This window comes from Apilactobacillus sp. (genome assembly GCF_025290035.1).
GTDB lineage: Bacteria > Bacillota > Bacilli > Lactobacillales > Lactobacillaceae > Apilactobacillus.
The window spans coordinates 24,919-46,901 of sequence record NZ_JAMBKT010000006.1; the positions used below are offsets into that span (position 1 = coordinate 24,919).

Sequence of the window (21,983 nt, forward strand, 5' to 3'; positions counted from 1 at the left end):
CTAATTCGAAAAAAAGAAACATAGGAGAACGATTTAATATGAAAATGTCACTTACAGAAGTAAGTCGAGCAGTTGCTGCGCAAAATGATTCTAGCGAATATGAAGGAATTGATATTACTAGCGTTGCTTTTGATAGCAGACAACTAGAAGCAGACGCTTTATTTGTACCGCTAGTCAGTGAAAATGATGGTCATGATTACATCCAAAGCGCAATTGAACACGGGGCAGTTGCTACATTTTGGCAAGCTGACCATGAAAATGTCCCAACTGATATTCCAGTGATTATCGTTAATAATACGTTGGAAGCTCTACAAATGCTTTCTCAATATTACTTAGCTAAGATTAATCCAAAGGTAGTTGCAATTACAGGAAGTAACGGTAAGACCACTACTAAGGATATGGTGGCATCAGTACTATCAACCCAGTTCAACGTTACTAAGACTAACGCAAACTTTAACAACGAAATTGGGGTTCCAATGACAATTTTAGACATTGAACCCAACACAGAAATTTTAGTGGTTGAAATGGGAATGGATCGTCCAGGTCAACTAGATTTATTGAGTCATTTAGTTGAACCAGATGTTGCTGCAATCACTATGATTGGTGAAGCCCACATCGAATTCTTCGGGACGCGTGATAAGATTGCTGACGCAAAGATGGAAATCGTGAACGGACTAAAAGAAGATGGAATTTTCGTTTATAACGGGGATGAACCATTATTAGTGCAACGTAGTGAAAACTTACCATTCACTAAAACATTCGGATTAAATGAAGCTGATGACTTTACTGCATATGACATTACATCAACTCCACAAGCTACTAGTTTTAAAGTAGAACAAATCGAAGATACTGAATTTAAGATTCCAATGCTAGGTTCATACAACGTTAACAATGCGTTAGTAGCGATTGCGATTGGTTCATTATTCAGAATTCGTGAAGAAAATATGGCTAAAGCATTATTAGAAGTTGACCTTACTAATAACCGTACAGAATGGATTGAAGGAGCTAAGCGCGAAAAGATTCTGTCAGACGTATATAATTCTAATCCTACAGCGGTTAAAGAAGTTTTGAAGGCATTTACTTCTGAAAAGATTAGCGGCCGTAAAATCGCCGTTTTAGGCGACATGTTAGAACTAGGTGATCAATCAAGTCAATTGCATGCATCTTTAGAGGATTCACTTAACCCTGAAGAGGTCCAAAGTGTTTATTTAATTGGGGATGAAATCAAGGTGCTATACGATAAATTAGTAGATGTTTACCCAGCGCAAAATTTATTCTATTTTAAAGCTGACCAACTAGATGATTTATATGAACAATTAAACTCAGAAATCTATGAAGGTGACGAAGTTTTACTAAAGGCTAGTCACGGAATTCATTTAGAACAACTATTAGCTAAATTAACTGATTAATTAATTTGCTTAATTATGGTAAAAGAGTTATATTAGTCTAGTTACATTTTTTAGAACACGGAATTTTTTAATCAAGTCATTAGCGCACCAACAGGAACGGATTCTTCCTTAGCTAGTGATGGTATTATTGAAAATGTTTCGTTTAGGAGGAAACATATTTGAAGTTTAGAGAATTAGGTCTATCAGAAGATCTATTAAAAGCGATTGAAGACAAGGGTTTTAAGGAAGCCACTCCAATCCAAGCAGAAACAATTCCTTTGACCTTACAAGGTAAGGATGTTTTGGGACAAGCACAAACAGGTACAGGTAAAACTGCCGCTTTTGCTCTTCCCATTATTGAACATGTTGATTTAGACAATCCGAATGTTCAAGCTTTAGTTATTTCACCAACTCGTGAACTAGCTATTCAAACACAAAGCGAAATTAGTCGCTTCGGAAAAGAAAAGGGCGTTAAGGCTGTATCAGTTTTTGGTGGTTCTGACATCAGAAGACAAATTCAAAGTTTGAAACGCCGTCCACAAATCGTGGTAGGTACTCCAGGTCGTTTATTAGACCACATTAACAGAAAGACTTTGAAATTAGATCATGTAAAGACATTGGTTTTAGATGAAGCTGATGACATGTTAGACATGGGATTCTTAGATGATATCGAAAGTATCATCAAACAAGTTCCAGAAGACAGACAAACATTGCTATTCTCAGCAACTATGCCTGCTCAAATTAAGCGTGTTGGGGTTCAATTTATGAAAGACCCACAACAAGTTACTATCAAAGCCAAAGAATTAACCACTGATTTAGTTGATCAATACTACATTCGTGTAAAACAATTTGAAAAGTTTGATATCATGACTCGTTTCTTTGATATTCAAGCACCAAAGGTTACTATCGTATTCTGTCGTACTAAGCGTCGTGTTGATGAAGTTTCTAAGGGACTTCTATTACGCGGTTACCGTGCTGCCGGAATTCATGGTGATTTAACACAAAACCGTCGTTCACAAATCATGAAAGACTTTAAGAATGACAAAATTGATGTATTAGTTGCCACTGACGTTGCTGCCCGTGGAATTGATATTTCAAGTGTTACTCATGTATACAACTATGACATTACTCAAGACTCAGAAAGTTACGTTCACAGAATTGGACGTACTGGACGTGCTGGACGTCATGGGGTTTCAATGACTTTTGTGGAACCAAACGAAACTAGTTACTTAAGAGATATCGAAAAGTTAACTAAGGTTAGAATGTTACCTCTAAAACCACCTTCGGCTGATGAAGCTCTAAAGGGTCAATTAGAAGTAGCGACTAAAGAAATTGGTTCACTAATTGAAAAGACTAAGATGGATGCTTTTGCTGATTCTGCTGAAGAATTATTAGCACAATACGATGCAAAAGACTTAGTATCAGTATTACTAAGTAAGATGACTAGAAACCAAGTTAAGGTTCATATCTCTGCTGAAAAACCATTACCTAACAAGAACAATCGTGGTCACGGTGGTGGCTATCGTGGTAACCGTGGTGGCGGTAACCATCGTCGTAATGGTGGTGGATACCGTGGCAACCGTGGTGGTGGCAATGGTAATAGCCGTCGTCGTTACAGTGGTAACGGTAACCACAGAGATGATCACAAGAATGGTGGTCGTTCATCAAACGGCAAACGTCCTAACAAATCATTTACAATTAAAAACAAAGATTAATTAAAAAAGCCATTGATATTGATATAGTCAATGGCTTTTTTGTACATAAAGACTTACAATGAAATAAATATTCCATTATTAATTGGGGGAAAGATTAATATGGTTGTAGGAAATCACAGAAATGCACAGCTTTTAATTAGTGAAAGTGCTGTGCAACATAACATAAACCAAGAAAGAAAACGTTTAAAAGATTCAGATAATTTATTCGTGGTAGTCAAGGCAAATGGATACGGACATGGCGCCGTTAATATTGCCAAAATCGCTGAAAATGCGGGTGCGGATGGTTTTTGTGTCGCGATTTTAGATGAAGCATTGGAATTACGAGAAGCTGGGATTGAAAAGCCAGTGTTGGTATTAGGATTAACCGATGTCCAATATGTATCCATTATGGCGAAAAATAATATTTCAGTGACCATTTCTTCTTTGGAATGGTTAAAAGAGGCTGATGAGTTATTAGCACATAAAGATTTACCAAAATTAAATGTGCATGTCGGTCTAGATACCGGGATGGGCAGAATTGGTTTCCAAACTAAAGATGAATTATCAGAAGTTATGGACTACTTAAAAACTTCGCCAAATCTGTGTTTCGAAGGGATTTATACCCATTTTTCTAAAGCAGATTCTAAAGATGAAGAATATTTTAATTTGCAAGTTGAACGATTTAATGATTTAATTTCTGTTATAGATACATTACCTAAATATGTACATGTGTCTAATTCTGCTACTAGTTTATGGCATGCTAGCTGCAATGGGAATATGATTCGCTTTGGGGTGGCAACATACGGATTAAATCCATCAGGTGGAGAATTAACGGAACCATTTGATTTAAAGCCAGCAATGAGCTTAACTAGTGAGATTGTTTATTGTAAGAAGATTGAAGCGGGTAGAGCTGTTGGCTACGGTGCAACTTATGTGGCACCGGCTGCTGAATGGATTGGCACAGTTCCGGTTGGTTATGCCGATGGAATTGTGAGAAAATTGCAAGGATTCAAACTATTGGTAAACGGTAAGTTTTGTCCAATTGTTGGAAGAATTTGTATGGATCAGCTAATGATTCGTTTAGATGAACCGGTTCCTGTTGGAACGAAGGTTACAATTGTGGGTCAAGATGGTGAAGAAAATATTTCTTTGCAAGATATTGCCACATATTGTGATACAATTCATTATGAGGTAGCTTGCTTATTTACAAACAGACTCCCACGGATTATTGTCAAATAATGATTTTGAGGAGATCAAAATGCCAGCGAAAAATCAATTTGTTTACTCAGTAAATCGCATTTCTGTTTTAAAAGCCAGTTCCAATCATACTTGTAATGACTTAAAATTAAGTCAAAGTAAGGTTGTGATTAGTCCTTACTTCAATGATTATATGATCATTAAGGGATTAATTGCTGGATATACTGAGATGACCGAAATTAACCGTGAAATATCTGAAGAGTTCACATTATGTGATGATCTTTAGAAGTATTACGATAGATTAGATCGTTTTTTATGAAGTTAAGAATGGATAGGGGATGTTTACAATGGCTAACGTTGAAATTAAACGTGGCGATGTGTTTTATGCTGACCTATCACCTGTTGTTGGTTCAGAACAGGGTGGGATGAGACCGGTATTGATTGTGCAAAATAATATCGGTAACCACTATAGTCCGACCGTGATTGTAGCCGCAATTACTGCTAGAATTTCAAAACCAAAGATGCCTACTCATGTGGCAATTAGCGCTGATAAGACTAGAATTGAAAAAGATTCAGTCATTTTATTAGAGCAAATTAGAACAATTGATAAGCAACGATTACATGATCGAGTTGATCATTTAAGTGATAAGTTTATGAAACGGGTAGACGAAGCGCTGAAATTAAGTGTGGGTGTTCAGTAATAATATACATAAAAAAAGGATGCGAATTATTCGCATCCTTTTTGTTTTGGTAATGATTATTTTTCGTCAGCTAAATCTTCGATTTCAGCAACTCTAAAACCTTTACGTTCTAGAGCAGCAGTAATACGTTTTAGTAACTCTAAATTAACATCTGCAGGGAGGGTGAACATAACTCTGTGAACTAGTTCGCCTTCTTGCGCATCTAAACTGATAACGCTGGCAATTGCAGTGTATTTAGTAATGATCTTAGACATTGCTTCAAGATCGCCACGATTACCTGGAGCTAAAACTGTGACCACATAACTACCTACGTTGACGTTCCATGATTGTGATAGCATATCCAATAATCGAGTATGAGTTAAAATACCATAAAAACGATTATTATCATCTAAAACAGAAATGTATGGTAAGTCTTTTATTGAAAAGAAAATGTGGAAGAATGCTGAGTTCACGTTAATAAACTTAGTAGCATTCTTTAATAGTGTAGTAACAGGTTGTGACATATCACCACCTCGTGATTTGTGACGGTAGATATGCATTTTATAGATGTTACCTCTAAAAATGGTTCCAGTTTCATCTAGAATAGGGATACATCTGTATCCTGAATCTTCTAATGTTTTTAACGCTTCCTCTAATGAAACATTTTCGGAAACAGTAACTAAACTCCCTTTAGGCTTAACTAATGACTTCAAAAGCATATTGAGACCTCCCTTTTATTTATTAGAATTTTTCTCATAATCTAATTCTAACATAAAACTAAATTAATGTGTTGACAAATATGATTTAATTCCAAAGAAAAAGTCGAGGCGCAATGCACCTCGACTTTATTAATCTAATTTATAAATTAGATTATTTTAAAGCATCCATACCTTTTTCGGCAGTTTCCTTTAAGGTCTTACCTGAATCTTGCATTTTTGCTTTTTCTTCGTCACTTAGTGGAACTTCGATTACTTGTTTGATACCTGAAGCGTTAACTACGGCAGGTGTACCAATGTAAATATCGGTTAGACCATATTCACCATTAACTGGAGCACCAACAGGTAATACAGAGTTTTCATCACGTAAGATAGCACGAGAAATTCTCATTAGGGCAGTAGCGACACCATAGAAAGTAGCACCTTTCTTGTTGATGATTGTGTATGCCTTGTTTCTAGTTTCATCTTCTAATTGTAGTAAGTCATCTTTGCTTACGCCAGCATCTTTAGCAACGTCTAGTAATGGACGTGAACCAACAGTTGCTTCGTCAATAGCAGCAAATTCTGAGTCACCATGTTCACCCATGATGTAGGCGTTAACGTCAGCAGGGTTAATACCTAACTTCTTAGCAACAGCAACTTGGAAACGAGTAGTATCTAGTGAAGTACCAGAACCAACAACCTTTTCCTTTGGCCAACCTGAAAGTTTTTGAACACCGTAAGTTAAGATGTCAACTGGGTTAGCAGCAACTAAGAAAATACCCTTAAATCCTGACTTAACAACTTCAGGAACGATTGATGAAAGAATCTTTAAGTTCTTTCCAACTAGATCTAGTCTAGTTTCACCTGGTTTTTGAGGTGCACCGGCAGTGATAACAACTAAGTCAGCATCTGCACAGTCACTGTAATCACCAGCGTAAATGTTCTTAGGAGCAGTAAATACTTGAGCATCTTCTAAGTCAAGTGCGTCTCCTTCGATACGATCTCTAATAATATCAACGATGACGAATTCTTCGCCTAGTCCTTGTTGCATCATAGCAAATGCGTATGAAGAACCAACGGCACCGTCACCAACTAAAACAACTTTTTGATGTTTTAAAGCCACAATAATCATCCCTTCAAAAACATATTTAAATCTACAACTGAATTATATCATTAATTTGGAAAATAGTAATTACAAAGCATGAAAAAATATAAGGTTTTTCCAGATTTCGATAGGTTTTCCTCCCGATAATAGGGTCCAGACTATGATATAATTTACATATTATAGTTACGAAAAAGGAGCGTTTTTTTATGAAGATGATTGTGGGATTAGGAAATGTGGGACCACAATATAAAGAAACCAGACATAATACTGGTTTTATGGCAATCGATGCATTTGCTGAAAAACATGGAGTAGAATTAAATACTCAAAAGATGGAAGCTAAAATTGGAACTACCACTATTAATGGTGAAAAAGTAATGTTGGTTGAACCACTAACTTTCATGAATGAATCAGGTCGTTCAGTCGGACCATTAATGAAATACTTTAAGTTAGATTTAAGCGATTTAATAGTAATATATGATGACATGGATTTACCGGTCGGCAAAATTAGATTGAGAACTCATGGGTCAGCTGGTGGTCACAACGGAATTAAGAGTTTAATTGCGCACCTACAAACTGATAAGTTTAACAGAATCAAAGTGGGAACTGACCACCCAACTAACGAAAGTGTCGTTAACTACGTATTAGGTCAATTTACTAAAGACCAAAGAATCGATTTAGATCCAGCATTAGATCGAACTGTCGACGCAATCGAAGAATTTATTGATGGAGTCGACTTTAACAAGTTGGAAAATAAGTATAACTAATTAATCAGAGGGGATAACGGTTTTGGAATTAAGTCAATTTTTTACACAATTACCACAGTTTGAAACAGTTGTAGAAGATTTACAGCCGAAGCATCGTCAGTTAGTAACTGGATTATCCGGTTCAGCTAAGACAATGATGATTGCGGCTTTATTTAACGCAACTAAAAAGAATATCTTAATTGTGACAGATACGCTTTCCAGATGTGATGATATCGTAGAAGATTTACAAAACGTTATCGATGAAGATGATGTAATTGAATTTCCAGTCGAAGAAGTGTTAGCCGCCGAAGTCGCAACTAGTTCACCTGAATATAAAGCTACCCGTGTGCAAGCATTGGCAGATTTATTGGGTGATAAACCGAAAATTGTCGTGACTTCAGTGTCTGGAACTAAGCGGATTTTGCCATCGGCGGATGACTTTTTAGCTGCTAATTTAACGATTAAAGTTGAAGATGATATTGATTTAGATCAAGTCAGAAATCAACTTTATCAAATGGGATACGTCCCAGAAAAAATGGTGGCAGCACCAGGTGAATTTTCTTTACGTGGATCAATTATTGATATTTATCCACTGAACTCAGATTATCCGGTCCGAATTGATTTATTTGATACTGAAGTGGATTCACTTCGTTACTTTGATGTTTCCAACCAAAGAAGTGTGGAAAATATCGAATCGATTAGTATTTTACCAGCAACCGATATGGTGTTAACTTCGGATCAAAAGAATGAAGCGATTGAAAAGCTATCTGCATTATTGGCAAAACGCCAACCACAATTATTAGATGAAGAACAACAACTAAGATTATCGAATACGGTGGAAGAACTACTTTCTGATGCCCGTCAAGGAGTCATCACACCTGATTGGTTAATGTATGCCAAATTAATTTATGATAATGAAACCACTATTTTTGATTATTTAGATGAAGATGGCGTGGTTTTATTTGATGACTACAGCCGTATTTTAGAAAATAATCAACAATTAGTCGAAGAAGAACAAGCATGGGCAGACGATAAGTTTGAACATGGTGAAATCGTGGCCAATGATTTATACACGGTCGATTTTAGAGAACATTTCCATAAAATTAAACAAGCAGAAATCTTATTATCATTATTCCAAAAAGGGTTAGGAAACTTAAAACTAACGCAATTAAATGATATTAAAGTCCGTCCAATGCAAAAATTCTTTGGTCAAATGCCATTGTTGAAGACCGAAATTGATCGTTGGCACAGACAAGATGACACTGTCGTTATTTTGGTTAAAGACAAAGCGAGAATGCAAAAGGTGACGCAAACGCTTGCAGACTTTGAAATTAAAGCAACGCAAACCAATGGCGATGAAATTTTAGAACACCAGGTGCAAGTGGTTAACGAACGTTTGAAAAATGGTTTTGAATTACCGGTTAAGCAATTAGCGGTAATTACTGAATCAGAAATGTTTACAACCGTGCTTAAAAAAAGGGCTCGTCGTCAAACTTTCTCGAATGCGGAAAGAATTAAGAGTTATACCGACTTAAAACCGGGCGACTACGTTGTTCATGCTAACCATGGGATTGGTAAGTATGAAGGTATGAAAACAATGGAAGTCGATGGTAAGCACCAAGACTACATGACAATTGCTTATCAAAATAATGCCAAGTTATTTATTCCGGTGACACAGTTAAACTTAATTCAAAAGTACGTTTCATCCGAAGATAAACATCCAAGAGTGAACAAACTGGGTGGAAGTGAATGGCAAAAGACGAAGTCAAAAGTACAAGGAAAGATTGAAGATATTGCCGATGACTTAATTGAACTATATGCCAAACGTTCTAATCAACAAGGATATGCGTTCCCAGAAGATGATGAATACCAAGAAGAATTTGAAGCAGCCTTTCCTTATCAACCAACGCCTGATCAAGTGAAGAGTTCCGAAGAAATTAAGCGTGATATGCAACAACCACACCCAATGGATCGATTATTGGTCGGAGATGTTGGTTATGGAAAAACCGAAGTAGCATTGCATGCTGCCTTTAAGGCAATCGAAGCAGGCAAACAAGTCGCTTTTTTGGTTCCTACAACGGTTTTAGCACAACAACACTATGAAACGATGGTCAATCGTTTTGAAGGCTTCCCAGTATCGGTAGCAGTGCTATCAAGATTTAGAACTAAAAAACAAGTTGAAGAAACTAAAGCTGGTTTACTGGAAGGTTCAATCGATATCGTTGTCGGAACCCATCGTTTATTATCAGATGATATTAAGTTTTCGGATTTAGGACTATTAATGGTCGATGAAGAACAACGATTTGGGGTTAAACACAAAGAAAAGATTAAGCAACTACGTTCCAACGTGGACGTCTTAACCTTAACTGCGACTCCAATTCCTCGAACATTAAACATGTCGATGATGGGAGTACGTGATTTATCAGTTATTGAAACTCCACCAGCAAACCGTTATCCAATTCAAACCTATGTAATGGAAGAAAACGCCGGTGCAATTCGAGAAGGCATTACTCGTGAAATGCATCGTGGTGGGCAAGTCTTCTTCATGCATAATCGAGTTTCTGATATTGAAGAAACGGTGATGAAACTACAAGCGTTGGTACCAGATGCACGAATTAGTTATATTCATGGTCAAATGACCGAAAACCAATTAGAAACGATTCTATATGATTTCGTCAACGGGGAATATGATGTGTTAGTAACCACTACCATTATTGAAACCGGGGTCGATATTCCAAACGCAAATACATTATTCGTCGAAGATGCTGACCACATGGGATTATCTCAGTTGTATCAAATTCGTGGAAGAATTGGTCGTTCCAATCGCGTTGCCTATGCTTACTTTATGTATAAACCAAATAAGGTGTTAACCGAAGTTTCTGAAAACAGATTGGAAGCCATTCGTGATTTCACCGAATTGGGATCTGGTTTTAAGATTGCGATGCGTGATTTATCATTGCGTGGGGCAGGAAACCTATTAGGGAAGCAACAATCAGGATTCGTCGATTCAGTCGGTTATGATATGTATACTCAAATGCTAGCGGATGCGGTCGCCACTAAACGTGGTAAACGAGCAGAACAACGTGTCGACACAACCGTTGAAATGGATGTCGAAGCGTACTTACCTAGTGACTACATTGATGACTCGCAACAAAAAATCGAATTGTATAAACGAATTCGTCAAATGCAAAATGATGACCAATACCGTGAATTACAATCTGATTTAATTGATCGTTTTGGTGACTACCCAGTGGCAGTCGAAAATCTATTAACGATTAGTCGAATTAAAATGTATGCAGATGCATCACTAATTGAAAAGATTCGCCAAGTGCCAAAACAAATTGTGATTACACTATCGAGAATTGGAACAGAATTTTATGATAGTAAACAAGTTTTAAAAGCGATTGCCCAAACTAACTTTAGATCAATGGTCGGAACTGCCAACGATAAGATGCAGGTGACATTGATTATTCAACCAAATATGGAAGAACAAGAATGGTTAGCTGAATTAACTAAATTCGTCGTGGCATTAGATAAAGAACACACAGGAAACTTAAATAATGAAAAATGAAAATAAATTAGCGATTATTATGAAGGGTGCAATGATTTTATCAATTGCATCCTTAATCAGTAAGATCTTAAGTGCCGTATACAGAGTACCGTTTCAAAACTTAGTCGGAGATGTGGGCTTTTATGTTTTTCAACAGGTTTATCCAATTTATGGAATTGGAATGGTGTTTGCGTTAAGTGGAATGCCAATGCTGATTTCACAAGTGATATCAGAACAAGATTCAATCGAACAGCAAAAGGGGCTATTACGCCAAATCTTTATTGTATTGGCAATCTTTGGAATCGTCGTCTTTTTGGTCGCTCAGCTTAAAGCGACATCAATTGCGGCAATGATGGGTGACATTCGATTAGATAGTTTGATTCGTGCGGTTAGTTGGATGTTTCTGATGATGCCAATTCTAGCTTGTTTAAGGGGATACTTTCAGGCTACCTTAGTCATGAAACCAACCGCGTATTCTCAAGTGATTGAACAAATCATTCGAGTGGGATTGATTATCTTGGCAGCCTACATTGGAGTTCATCATGGCATTGATCCATATACAATTGGAACGTATGCAATGATTGCAACGCCGGTAGCCGAATTATTCTCGGTCGCAATTTTAGTTAAGTACTATGTTAAGGACATTAAAAAATTACCGAAAATCAAGGTCTTATCCTATCGAGTATTAATCAAACGAATGGTATTTGAAGGGGGAACCATTTGTTTACTATCATCTTTGATGGTATTAATGCAGTTAATTGATTCCTTTACTGTGCGAAAGGGATTAATTATGAATGGTTTATCTATGTTAGACTCACAGGTGGTTAAGGGAATTTATGATCGTGGCCAACCACTAGTTCAATTAGGATTAGTGATTGCAACATCATTTGCTTCGGCCATTTTACCGTCATTAAGTTTGGCATACAGAAAAAAGGAACTGAAATCATTTCACCATTTGGCATCAGAAATGCTCCGCGTTAGCATGTTTTTAACAGTGGGAGTAGCAGTAGGGATGATTAGTTTAATGCCACTGATTAATCGTTTGTTGTTCAACAGTGTTCAACAAAATACAACCATCAGTATTTTTATGATTAGTGTCATTTTAACTACAATGATTACCATTTATAGTAGTATTTTGCAGAGTGCTAATCATTTTAAGGTGACGATTATATCGATTATAATTGGTTTAACGTTGAAATTATTAATCACGCAAACAATGGTAATCTATATGGGAATTAGTGGAGCAAGTATTTCAACGGTGGTTAGTTTATTGATTATGCTAATATTCACCGTTAAATTTGCGCCGAAGACAATTGTTAATATCGAACAAAAATGGTCATTTATGTTTAAACTAGCCATTATGGCGATTACGATGTTGGTAATTGAATTAGGATTAATGCAATTACTAGGACAATACGTATTTATCCATAGTAGTAGATTACAAGCCATCATCTGGTTAGTATTATTTATCCCAGTTGGGGCAGCAGTATTTGGTGGACTCGCAATCAAGATGAAATTATTAACTTATCAAGAATGGCAATCAGTCCCAGTAATAAATAAGTTTATAGATAAGTGGGGATTAAAAAATGAGATTAGATAAATTTTTGAAGATTTCAAGAATTATTAAGAGAAGAACAGTAGCGAAAGATATCGCTGATCAAGGTCGAATTACCATCAATGACCGTGTCGCTAAGTCATCATCTAATGTGGTGTCTAACGATGTGTTAGTGATTAAATTTGGTAACAAAACCTTAACGGTTCAAGTAAATCAATTATTTGAAACAACCAAGAAAGCAGATGCCGATAGAATGTACACTGTCTTGGATGAAAAGTATGAACGTGACTTTTTTGAAGAATAATTAAATTTACATTAAAAAAGCTAATTGTTTGTTTATTTTTTTAAGGAATCAATTATACTAATAAATAGTAATTTGAGAGGAGGAATCGATATGGCTGTGAACAACGTTCATCAACTAGATAATCAATATACTAGAATGAAACAGTCTAGACACAAAGAAATTCTAAAAAGTAGAAAAAAACGTGGAATTATTCTAGTGTCAACATTCCTCTTAATATTTGCGGTTCTAACCTTTCAAATTATCTCAACTAAACAAAAGGTGAGAAATATTTCTGAGCAGCAAGTCCAATCTCAACAAGAACTAAAGAAGAGTAAAGTTGATAATAAGAAATTAAAAGAAAATATTAAGCAGTTGCATGATAATGATTACATCCAAAAAATCATTCGCGAAAGATACTATTACACGAAGCCTGGAGAAACGGTATATAGCCTTCCAGGGGATGTTTCAAAAGATGTAACCCAAAATTAAAATGGTATGAAAAAATACCGTTTTTTTTATACAATTATCATTTGAATGGTGCTATACTTAAATTACTAATCATTTCTAGGAGGAACATTTTTTTTATGGCAATTGAAGTTGGAGCAAAAGTTTCCGGCAAAGTATCAGGAATCACTAATTTTGGTGCTTTTGTTGATCTAGGCGAACACAAAACAGGATTGGTTCACATTAGTGAAATTTCTGATGGCTATATCAAAGAAATTAAAGATGTATTAAAGGTTGGCGACGACGTTAAGGTTAAGGTTTTAAGCGTAGGCGATGATGGTAAGATTGCATTATCAATCAGACAAGCTACTGATAAACCGGCACCAAAAGAAAAGCCAGCAGCACAACCTAAGATGGCCAACAATCGTTCAACTCATGGTAAGTTCGGTGATAATCGTCATCATAATGATAACCATAAAAATAATAAAGCTAATTTTGACGACTTAATGGACAGTTTCTTAAAGGAAAGTGAAAGTCGTTTAGCAACAATCAAGAAGAATACAGAAGGTAAGCGCGGAGGCCGTGGCGGTCGTCGTAGCTAATCATAAAAAATGATTGGGGGAAACCTTAATCATTTTATTTTTACCTAAAAATGTAAAGGAGGATGAGTTTGGGATGGATGAGCCAAAAAAATTACAGCAACAATTTAATTTACATTTAAAAAATCATCATTGGTTTACTCCCAAACAAACCGTCGTAATTGGTGTTTCAGCTGGGGTGGATTCGATGAGTTTATTGAACTTAATGATGAACTTACCAACTGAGAATCGCCCACAGATTGTGGTTGCCCACGTTAATCATCAGTTACGATCCGTCAGTGATGAAGAGGAACAATATGTTAGAACGTTTTGTGCAGAACACGGTTTAACGCTTGAGGTGAGTGCTTGGGATGTAAACAAACATCCACAAACCGGAGTGGAAGAAGCAGCGCGCAAGTTTAGATATGATTTCTTTTTACAAGTTTTACAAAAATATGATGCAGATGCTTTAATTACGGCGCATCACGAAAATGATCAAGCTGAAACGGTATTGATGCGATTAATTCGTGGAACTTTTATCAATTATTTAAGTGGGATTAAGGAAGTTAGAGATTTTCATGGCTATCAATTAGTCAGACCGTTATTGCATTTTAAGAAGCAAGCAATAAAACAATACGCCATCGATAATTCAATTAAATGGTATGAAGATGAGACTAATCAAGATTTAGAAATCACGAGAAATCGGATGAGACACCAACTAATGCCTCTGATTGAAATGGAAAATCCACAGGGGGTCGACCATATCGCAAGTTTTGCCAATCAAGTCGAATTAATGCATAAACAAAATGAGTACTTAATTAAGCAAATTGTGCAAGAAATTAATATGGAAAATAAGTATGACTTAAATCAATTATTAAGTTGTCCAGAGTTTATTCAGCAGGGTGTAATTGATTTGATTTTGAATGAAAATATTCCTAATCAATTTAATTTAGCGTTAATTAAACAAATTATGCAGTTGCTCAATAACCGAACTAAACCACAGGGTGAGGTGCAATTAGCACAGAATTTTGTCATGAAAAAGCAATATAACTATTTTTTTGTCGAAAAAATGGTTAAAAAGCAAATATCAGGATTAAAAAATGAGCGATTTGTGGTAACATTGAATCAATGGTATTCTGCTAATCAATTTAAGTGGATGCTTACTGATAAGTCAGATTACCATGATGAATTAAACAAACGAGAGGCGACTATTTATCTTAGTGATGAACAGTTTCCAATCAATGTACAGCCAACCAAAAACGATGACAAAGTCACGCTTAAAAATGGTGGACATCAGGCAGCCAAACGTGTCTTTATTAATAGTAAAGTCCCGTTTGAAGATCGCAAAATGTCCCAAACGCTGGTAGACAGTAATGGACAAGTATTAGCTATCTTAGGCTATCGTGAGTCAGTTTTTAAGACGGATGTGCAGAAACAAAAATATGCATTAATAATTAAATAATAACGATGTGAAAGGAGCAGCTAATGAACAACGACATTCTAAAAACCTTGTATAGCAAAGAAGATATTCAAGACGCTTGTCGCAGATTAGGACAACAAATTACTTCAGACTATAATGGGAAAAAGCCAATTGTAATAGGTGTATTAAAGGGTGCCATTTTCTTCATGACTGATGTTGTAAGAGAAATGGACGTATACATTGATATCGATTTTATCGATGTTTCAAGTTATCACGGAGGAACAGCATCTAGCGGATCAATTGAACTAGTTAAAGATGTTGAACTTGATGTTAAAGGACGTGATGTTATCTTTATGGAAGATATCATTGATACAGGTCGTACTCTAAAATATCTAGAAGATCTATTGGCTGAACGTGGTGCCAAATCAATTAAGGTATGTACTTTAATGGATAAACCAGAAGGCCGTGTAGTTGATGCCAAGGCTGATTATGTTGGTCTAGAAGTACCAAATGAATTCGTTGTTGGATACGGATTGGATTACAAAGGAATGTATCGTAATCTTCCATATGTTGGTGTGCTAAAACCAGAAGTATATTCAGACAAATAAATGGAGTATTTGTTTGAAAAATGATAATATATGTTTCATGTAATGTATTGAAGAAAGTGGCGGTCTCACCACGTAATTTTTAATACATAGACAAGCATTAAACACAGGAGGCAATTGATGCATAATAACAACAAAGGATTATTCAAGAACAGCCTGTTTTACATTGTTTGTTTCTTAATAGTCTTGGGAGTTACCTTCTTTGTTACATCTAAGAATGGTCAACCTCAAACTCAAGAACTACAATCAAGCCAGTTTGTTCAAGAACTAAAAGATAATAAAATTAAGAGTTTCTCAATTCAACCTGAAAATGGTGTATACACCGTTTCTGGTGAATACAGAAAAGCTCAAAGCGTGAAATCAGACTCTAACAGCAGTATTTTATTTACTGGTGCTAAGAGTGAAACTAAAGTTTCTTCATTCAAGACTAAGGTATTGAAGAACAATAGTACTATCAATGAAATCACTGAATATGCGAAGAAGAACGGCGTTAAGATGGGCGCTAAGGGTGCAGATACCGATGGCGGTTTCTGGTCAAACCTAATCTTCTCATTATTACCAATGTTAATTATCATCGTGTTCTTCTTTATTATGATGAACCAAATGGGTGGTAAGAATGGTAGTAAAGGTGGCATCATGGGTGTTGGTAAGTCAAAAGCTAAGCCAACTAAGAGTGATGTTAGATTTAGTGATGTTGCTGGTGAAGAGGAAGAAAAACAAGAACTTGTTGAAGTTGTTGAATTCCTAAAAGATCCTAAGAAGTTCACTAAGTTAGGCGCTAAGATTCCACATGGTGTCCTATTAGAAGGACCTCCAGGAACTGGTAAGACTTTACTTGCTAAAGCCGTATCTGGTGAAGCAGGCGTACCATTCTACTCAATTTCAGGTTCTGACTTCGTTGAAATGTTCGTCGGGGTTGGTGCCAGCCGTGTTCGTGACTTATTCGAACAAGCTAAGAAAGATTCTCCAGCCATCATTTTCATTGATGAAATTGATGCTGTTGGTAGAAAACGTGGAAACGGTATGGGCGGTGGCCATGATGAAAGAGAACAAACATTGAACCAACTATTGGTTGAAATGGATGGTTTCTCAGGTAATGATGGTGTAATCGTAATTGCTGCTACTAACCGTGCTGATGTATTGGATCCTGCGTTAACTCGTCCAGGTCGTTTTGACCGTAAGGTACTTGTTAGTTATCCAGACGTTAAAGGTAGAGAAGCAATTCTTAAGGTCCATGCTAAGAACAAGCCAATCGCTGATAACGTTGACTTACACGCAATTGCTCAACAAACACCTGGTTTCGTAGGTGCTGATTTAGCTAACTTGTTAAACGAAGCTGCTTTACTAGCTGCTAGAAGAAACAAGTCTGAAATTGGCCCAGCTGAACTGGATGAAGCTGAAGATAGAGTAATCGCTGGTCCTGCTAAGAAGGATAAAGCGGTAAGTAAGAGAGAACGAAACATCGTTGCTAACCACGAAGCAGGACATGCGATTGTTGGTTTAGTATTAAACGATGCCCGTGTCGTTCATAAGGTAACTATCGTACCTCGTGGACGTGCTGGAGGATACGCAATTATGCTACCTAAAGAAGACCAATACTTCTTATCTAAGAAGAATGCAATGGAACAACTTGCTGGTTTAATGGGTGGTAGAACTGCTGAAGAAATCGTCTTCGACTCTCTAGATTCAGGTGCTTCAAATGACTTTGAACAAGCTACTAACTTAGCCCGTTCAATGGTTACTCAATATGGTATGAGTGAAAAACTAGGAACTGTTCAATTAGTTAACCCAAGTGATGACCCATACGCAAGAAGATACTCTGAAAAGACTGCCGCAATCATTGATGAAGAAATCAAACGCATCATTGATGAAGCACATGGTCAAGCTCATGATATTATTGAACAACACCGTGAACAACATAAGGCAATTGCTGATGCATTACTTGAATACGAAACTCTAGACGAAAAGCAAATCTTAAGTCTATACCGTACAGGTAAGATGCCTGAAGAAGAAGAAACTAACGAAGATTCTTCTTTTGAAGAAAGCAAAGCAAAACTAGAAGAAAAAGAAAATCAACATCAAGAAAACAATGATGAAGACTAACTAATAAAAGCGTGGGTTGAATTTATTTGACTCACGCTTTTTTAGGTGATTAGGAGGAATAAAATTGACTGATTATTTAACTAAAAGTGTAACTAAAGATGGAATGTTTAGAGCATATGCCATGGAAGCTACTGGCGTTGTTAGTGAAGCCCAAAAGGATCACCAAACATGGCCAGTATCATCAGCGGTATTAGGCCGTTCATTGGTTGCTAGTTTATTACTATCAACTTCTGTGCTTAAAGGGAAAGAAACAATGACCGTTAAAATCTTGGGCGATGGACCCGCTGGTGGCATCGTGATTGATTCTGACGCCAACGGTCACGTGAAAGGATACATTCACAACCCTCGTGTGGACTTACCATTAAATGCCCACCACAAACTAGACGTAGGTGGAGCTGTTGGTCAAGGTAGTCTTGAAGTAATGAAGAACCTAGGTGGTGACGAACCATACGTAAGTAACGTTCAATTAGTTTCTGGAGAAATTGGTGACGACTTTACTTTCTATCTTGCTCAATCAGAACAAATCCCATCAGCTGTGGGCGTGTCTGTATACGTAAATGAAGATGGTACAATTGGTGCTGCTGGTGGATACTTAATTCAAGTATTACCAGGTGCATCTGAAGATGCAATTGCGAAGTTGGAAGAAAGATTAAAATCAATTCCAATGATTTCAGAATTATTCTTATCTAAACAAAAACCAGAAGATATTTTGAAATTAATCTTTGGTGAAGATAACATCGATATTTTACAAAACATGCCAGTTGAGTTTAGATGTGATTGTTCAAAAGAAAAATTTGCTGATCGAATTTCAGGAATTAACGATGACGAAATTCAAGCGATGATTGATGAAGATCATGGTGCAAAAGTAGTATGTAATTTCTGTCAAAGTGAATATAATTATACTGAAGATGATTTAAGAGCGCTTTTAAGTAGTAATAAAGATGCGTAATTGTTGTTAGGTAGTTTATTAATTAGTGTGATATTATATTTATCATATTAGATGTGTTTAATAGAGGTGAATAAAATGGAATGGAAAATAGGAGACGTTACAATCCCTAATCAAGTTGTAGTTGCACCCATGGCGGGGGTAACTAACACTGCTTTTAGAATGATTTGTAAAGAATCTGGTGCTGGTTTAGTAGTCTGTGAAATGATTTCTGACCGTGGACTAATGCACAAGAATAAGAAGACCTTAAGTATGTTAGATATCGATCCTAAGGAACACCCAATGAGTATTCAAATCTTTGGTGGTACTAAGGAAACTTTAGTTGAAGGTGCGAAGTTTATCGACCAAGAAACTGAAGCAGACATTATTGATATCAACATGGGTTGTCCAGTAAACAAGGTAATTAGATCTGATTCAGGTTCAAAATGGTTACTAGACCCAAACAAGGTATATGAAATGGTTTCATACGTTACTGATGCTGTTAAGAAACCAGTAACTGTTAAGATGAGAACTGGTTGGGATGAAGACCACGTTTACGCTGTTCAAAATGCTTTAATGGCTGAAAAAGCCGGCGCATCTGCAATCGCTATGCACGGTCGTACTAGAAAACAAATGTACACTGGTGATGCTGACTGGAACGTTTTAAAACAAGTTGCGGATGCATTAACAATTCCTTTCATGGGTAATGGGGATGTTAGAACACCACAAGAAGCTAAAAAGATGTTAGACGAAGTTGGTGCTGATGCTGTTATGATTGGTCGTGCAGCAGAAGGAAACCCTTGGATGCTAGAACAAACTAGACATTACCTAGAAACTGGTGAATTGCTAGAAGAACCTTCAGTAGATGAAAGAATCGAAACTGCTAAGGAACATTTACACCGTTTAGTAGGGGTTAAAGGTGACTTTACAGGTCCTCGTGAATTTAGAGGACAAGCTGCATACTACCTAAAGGGAATTTCACATTCTGCTAGAGCTAAGGTAGCATTAAACAATGCAGAAACAGAACAAGAAATGATTGATATTTTCGACGAATTTGTTGAAAAGACTCATAAAAGACAAGCAAAAAATGCAGATTTAAGTGAAATCTAATTTTTTGATATATTTTATGGTATTATGTAAATAGATATAATAATTTATTCTGATGGAGGTTTTACTGTGGCACAAGAAAAGCAAATGAATGACCAATTGCGAGTTCGTCGCCAAAAGATGAATGAATTACGAGAAGAAGGCGTAGATCCATTTGGTAGCCGTTTTGAACGTACTCATTTAGCTAAACAATTACACGATAACTACAAGGATTGCTCAAAAGAAGAGCTTGAAGAAAAAGACATTAAGGTAGTTATTGCAGGACGTATGGTTGCTAAACGTGGTAAAGGTAAGGTAGGTTTTGGTGACCTACAAGACCGTACTGGTAGAATTCAACTTTACGTAAGAAAAGATGAAGTTGGAGAAGATAACTATCACTTCTTCAAACGTGCCGATTTAGGTGATCATTTAGGAATTGAAGGGGACTTAATTAAGACAGACATGGGTGAACTAACAGTTAAAGCCACTCACGTTACTTTCTTATCAAAAGCACTTCGTCCATTACCTGATAAATACCATGGACTACAAAACAAAGAACAAAAATACCGTCAAAGATACTTGGACTTAATTTCTAACCAAGATAGTTTTAACCGTTTCCAAAAACGTAGCAAGATTATTTCAGCAATTAGAAATTATCTAGATAATGAAATGGACTGTACAGAAGTAGAAACACCAGTGCTACATAACCAAGCCGGTGGAGCTAGTGCGCGTCCATTTATTACTCATCACAATGCATTAAATATTGATTTATACCTACGTATTGCCCTAGAACTTCACTTAAAACGACTAATCGTTGGTGGAATGGAAAGAGTATACGAAATTGGTAGAGTATTTAGAAATGAAGGGATGGACCAAAACCATAACCCAGAATTTACTGAATTAGAATCATACATTGCATACTTTGATTTCCATGATGTTATGGATGAAACAGAAGGTATCTTTAAGGCAGCTGCTAAAGTAGTTACTGATAATGGAATTATTTCATACCGTGGGGATGAAGTTGACTTCAACAAGCCATTTGAAAGACTACACATGGTAGATGCAATTAAAGCAGAAACTGGAATTGATTTCTGGAAAGAAATGAGTTTAGAAGAAGCAAGAAAACTTGCTGATAAACATCACATTCAATACCAAGACTTCTGGACTGTTGGTCACATCATTAACGAATTCTTCGAAGAAGAAGTTCAACCTAAGATTACCAACCCAACATTCATTTACGGTCACCCGGTAGAAATTTCTCCATTGGCTAAGAAGAATGCAGAAGATGGTCGATTTACTGATCGTTTCGAATTATACGTAGAAGGAATGGAATACGCTAATGCCTTCTCTGAATTAAACGATCCAATCGATCAAAAGGAAAGATTTGAAGCACAAGCTGCAGAAAAAGCAAACGGTAACGATGAAGCTCAACCAGTCGATTTAGATTACGTTGAAGCTCTTGAATACGGTATGCCACCAACTGGTGGACTAGGTATCGGTATTGATCGTCTGGTAATGCTATTAACTGATGCAGAATCAATTAGAGACGTTCTATTGTTCCCAACTATGAGACCAGAAGACAACTCTGTAGAAGAATAATTTTTTTAAAAGAACTTTAAAGATTGAATTTCAATTTTTAAAGTTCTTTTTTTGTAAAATCGGTTGACGATGTTCCACAAAATTGATAATATATTAAATGTTGTTTGAAAAAACAAAACGAAAAAATAAATATAAAAACATGTTGACTTTACAGTCATTAGATGGCATAATATTTATTGTTGTCGTTAAGGAAAACGACTTATAAATTGAATAAAAAAGTTGTTGACTATGTTTCACAACTTTGATATACTTATTAAGTCGTCAAAAAGACAAAATGGTAGATCTTTGAAAACTGAACAAGATTGATAATCGATGATGTGTAAGGAATCT

Annotated in this window: 19 protein-coding genes; 17 read left to right on the forward strand and 2 right to left on the reverse strand. The window is 36.3% G+C overall.

Annotated features, from left to right (window positions below):
• Positions 1-38 precede the first annotated feature (38 nt).
• The 5 genes from M3005_RS03095 (at position 39) to M3005_RS03115 (ending at position 4,980) form a co-directional block, all read left to right on the forward strand.
• Positions 39-1,409: a UDP-N-acetylmuramoyl-tripeptide--D-alanyl-D-alanine ligase gene (locus tag M3005_RS03095; protein ID WP_293793595.1), complete on the forward strand. Its 1,371-nt coding sequence runs from the start codon at positions 39-41 to the stop codon at positions 1,407-1,409.
• A gap of 158 nt (positions 1,410-1,567) precedes the next feature.
• On the forward strand, positions 1,568-3,103 hold the full coding sequence (locus M3005_RS03100; protein ID WP_293793597.1) for a DEAD/DEAH box helicase: 1,536 nt from the start codon (positions 1,568-1,570) through the stop codon (positions 3,101-3,103).
• A 99-nt stretch (positions 3,104-3,202) separates the two neighbouring features.
• Positions 3,203-4,321 (forward strand): alanine racemase, encoded by a 1,119-nt coding sequence (gene alr / locus M3005_RS03105; protein WP_293793599.1) that lies wholly within the window; start codon positions 3,203-3,205, stop codon positions 4,319-4,321.
• Positions 4,322-4,340: 19 nt separating this feature from the next.
• Entirely contained in the window at positions 4,341-4,565 is a 225-nt protein-coding gene (locus M3005_RS03110) for a hypothetical protein (RefSeq protein ID WP_293793600.1), read from the forward strand.
• Positions 4,566-4,626: 61 nt separating this feature from the next.
• Positions 4,627-4,980 carry a type II toxin-antitoxin system PemK/MazF family toxin gene (locus tag M3005_RS03115; RefSeq protein ID WP_293793602.1) on the forward strand — a complete coding sequence of 118 codons (354 nt, stop codon included), beginning with the start codon at positions 4,627-4,629 and terminating at the stop codon, positions 4,978-4,980.
• Positions 4,981-5,036: 56 nt separating this feature from the next.
• Here M3005_RS03115 and cbpA read toward each other — a convergent pair whose 3' ends face one another.
• Positions 5,037-5,678: a cyclic di-AMP binding protein CbpA gene (gene cbpA / locus M3005_RS03120; RefSeq protein ID WP_293793604.1), complete on the reverse strand. Its 642-nt coding sequence runs from the start codon at positions 5,676-5,678 to the stop codon at positions 5,037-5,039.
• Between the two features lie 151 nt (positions 5,679-5,829).
• Positions 5,830-6,780 carry an L-lactate dehydrogenase gene (locus M3005_RS03125; RefSeq protein ID WP_293793605.1) on the reverse strand — a complete coding sequence of 317 codons (951 nt, stop codon included), beginning with the start codon at positions 6,778-6,780 and terminating at the stop codon, positions 5,830-5,832.
• A gap of 188 nt (positions 6,781-6,968) precedes the next feature.
• On the opposite strand from M3005_RS03125, the gene pth reads away from it, so the two are divergent.
• From pth to lysS, 12 genes are all read left to right on the forward strand, one after another.
• Positions 6,969-7,526 (forward strand): aminoacyl-tRNA hydrolase, encoded by a 558-nt coding sequence (pth, locus tag M3005_RS03130; protein WP_053949687.1) that lies wholly within the window; start codon positions 6,969-6,971, stop codon positions 7,524-7,526.
• A gap of 22 nt (positions 7,527-7,548) precedes the next feature.
• Complete coding sequence (gene mfd / locus M3005_RS03135) at positions 7,549-11,076, forward strand: transcription-repair coupling factor (RefSeq protein ID WP_293793607.1); 3,528 nt, start codon at positions 7,549-7,551, stop codon at positions 11,074-11,076.
• Entirely contained in the window at positions 11,066-12,655 is a 1,590-nt protein-coding gene (locus M3005_RS03140) for a putative polysaccharide biosynthesis protein (RefSeq protein WP_293793608.1), read from the forward strand. Before mfd ends, M3005_RS03140 begins: the two co-directional genes overlap by 11 nt.
• On the forward strand, positions 12,642-12,914 hold the full coding sequence (locus M3005_RS03145) for an RNA-binding S4 domain-containing protein (protein ID WP_293793610.1): 273 nt from the start codon (positions 12,642-12,644) through the stop codon (positions 12,912-12,914). The genes M3005_RS03140 and M3005_RS03145 overlap by 14 nt, the downstream gene beginning before the upstream one ends.
• A gap of 90 nt (positions 12,915-13,004) precedes the next feature.
• The gene (locus tag M3005_RS03150; protein ID WP_293793611.1) at positions 13,005-13,382 is read left to right on the forward strand and encodes an FtsB family cell division protein; all 378 of its coding nucleotides are present in this window, start codon (positions 13,005-13,007) and stop codon (positions 13,380-13,382) included.
• A 95-nt stretch (positions 13,383-13,477) separates the two neighbouring features.
• Positions 13,478-13,939, forward strand: coding sequence for a S1 domain-containing RNA-binding protein (locus tag M3005_RS03155; protein ID WP_293793613.1), 462 nt, complete (start codon positions 13,478-13,480; stop codon positions 13,937-13,939).
• Positions 13,940-14,012: 73 nt separating this feature from the next.
• A complete protein-coding gene (gene tilS, locus M3005_RS03160) occupies positions 14,013-15,377 on the forward strand; it encodes a tRNA lysidine(34) synthetase TilS (protein ID WP_293793614.1) in 1,365 nt (454 codons plus the stop codon).
• A gap of 23 nt (positions 15,378-15,400) precedes the next feature.
• Positions 15,401-15,943 carry a hypoxanthine phosphoribosyltransferase gene (hpt, locus tag M3005_RS03165; protein ID WP_293793616.1) on the forward strand — a complete coding sequence of 181 codons (543 nt, stop codon included), beginning with the start codon at positions 15,401-15,403 and terminating at the stop codon, positions 15,941-15,943.
• 117 nt (positions 15,944-16,060) lie between these two features.
• Positions 16,061-18,043 (forward strand): ATP-dependent zinc metalloprotease FtsH, encoded by a 1,983-nt coding sequence (gene ftsH, locus M3005_RS03170; protein WP_293793618.1) that lies wholly within the window; start codon positions 16,061-16,063, stop codon positions 18,041-18,043.
• Between the two features lie 64 nt (positions 18,044-18,107).
• Complete coding sequence (gene hslO / locus M3005_RS03175) at positions 18,108-18,992, forward strand: Hsp33 family molecular chaperone HslO (RefSeq protein WP_293793620.1); 885 nt, start codon at positions 18,108-18,110, stop codon at positions 18,990-18,992.
• A 75-nt stretch (positions 18,993-19,067) separates the two neighbouring features.
• Entirely contained in the window at positions 19,068-20,078 is a 1,011-nt protein-coding gene (gene dusB / locus M3005_RS03180; protein ID WP_293793621.1) for a tRNA dihydrouridine synthase DusB, read from the forward strand.
• Positions 20,079-20,144: 66 nt separating this feature from the next.
• The gene (gene lysS / locus M3005_RS03185) at positions 20,145-21,653 is read left to right on the forward strand and encodes a lysine--tRNA ligase (RefSeq protein ID WP_293793622.1); all 1,509 of its coding nucleotides are present in this window, start codon (positions 20,145-20,147) and stop codon (positions 21,651-21,653) included.
• The last annotated feature ends 330 nt before the right edge of the window (positions 21,654-21,983 follow it).

Coding starts and splice junctions, on each gene's coding strand:
- M3005_RS03095 (WP_293793595.1), top strand. CDS start 39: ATGAAAATGTCACTTACAGAAGTAAGTCGAGCAGTTGCTGCGCAAAAT.
- alr (WP_293793599.1), top strand. CDS start 3,203: ATGGTTGTAGGAAATCACAGAAATGCACAGCTTTTAATTAGTGAAAGT.
- M3005_RS03110 (WP_293793600.1), top strand. CDS start 4,341: ATGCCAGCGAAAAATCAATTTGTTTACTCAGTAAATCGCATTTCTGTT.
- M3005_RS03115 (WP_293793602.1), top strand. CDS start 4,627: ATGGCTAACGTTGAAATTAAACGTGGCGATGTGTTTTATGCTGACCTA.
- cbpA (WP_293793604.1), bottom strand. CDS start 5,678: ATGCTTTTGAAGTCATTAGTTAAGCCTAAAGGGAGTTTAGTTACTGTT.
- pth (WP_053949687.1), top strand. CDS start 6,969: ATGAAGATGATTGTGGGATTAGGAAATGTGGGACCACAATATAAAGAA.
- M3005_RS03140 (WP_293793608.1), top strand. CDS start 11,066: ATGAAAAATGAAAATAAATTAGCGATTATTATGAAGGGTGCAATGATT.
- M3005_RS03145 (WP_293793610.1), top strand. CDS start 12,642: ATGAGATTAGATAAATTTTTGAAGATTTCAAGAATTATTAAGAGAAGA.
- M3005_RS03150 (WP_293793611.1), top strand. CDS start 13,005: ATGGCTGTGAACAACGTTCATCAACTAGATAATCAATATACTAGAATG.
- M3005_RS03155 (WP_293793613.1), top strand. CDS start 13,478: ATGGCAATTGAAGTTGGAGCAAAAGTTTCCGGCAAAGTATCAGGAATC.
- tilS (WP_293793614.1), top strand. CDS start 14,013: ATGGATGAGCCAAAAAAATTACAGCAACAATTTAATTTACATTTAAAA.
- hpt (WP_293793616.1), top strand. CDS start 15,401: ATGAACAACGACATTCTAAAAACCTTGTATAGCAAAGAAGATATTCAA.
- ftsH (WP_293793618.1), top strand. CDS start 16,061: ATGCATAATAACAACAAAGGATTATTCAAGAACAGCCTGTTTTACATT.
- dusB (WP_293793621.1), top strand. CDS start 19,068: ATGGAATGGAAAATAGGAGACGTTACAATCCCTAATCAAGTTGTAGTT.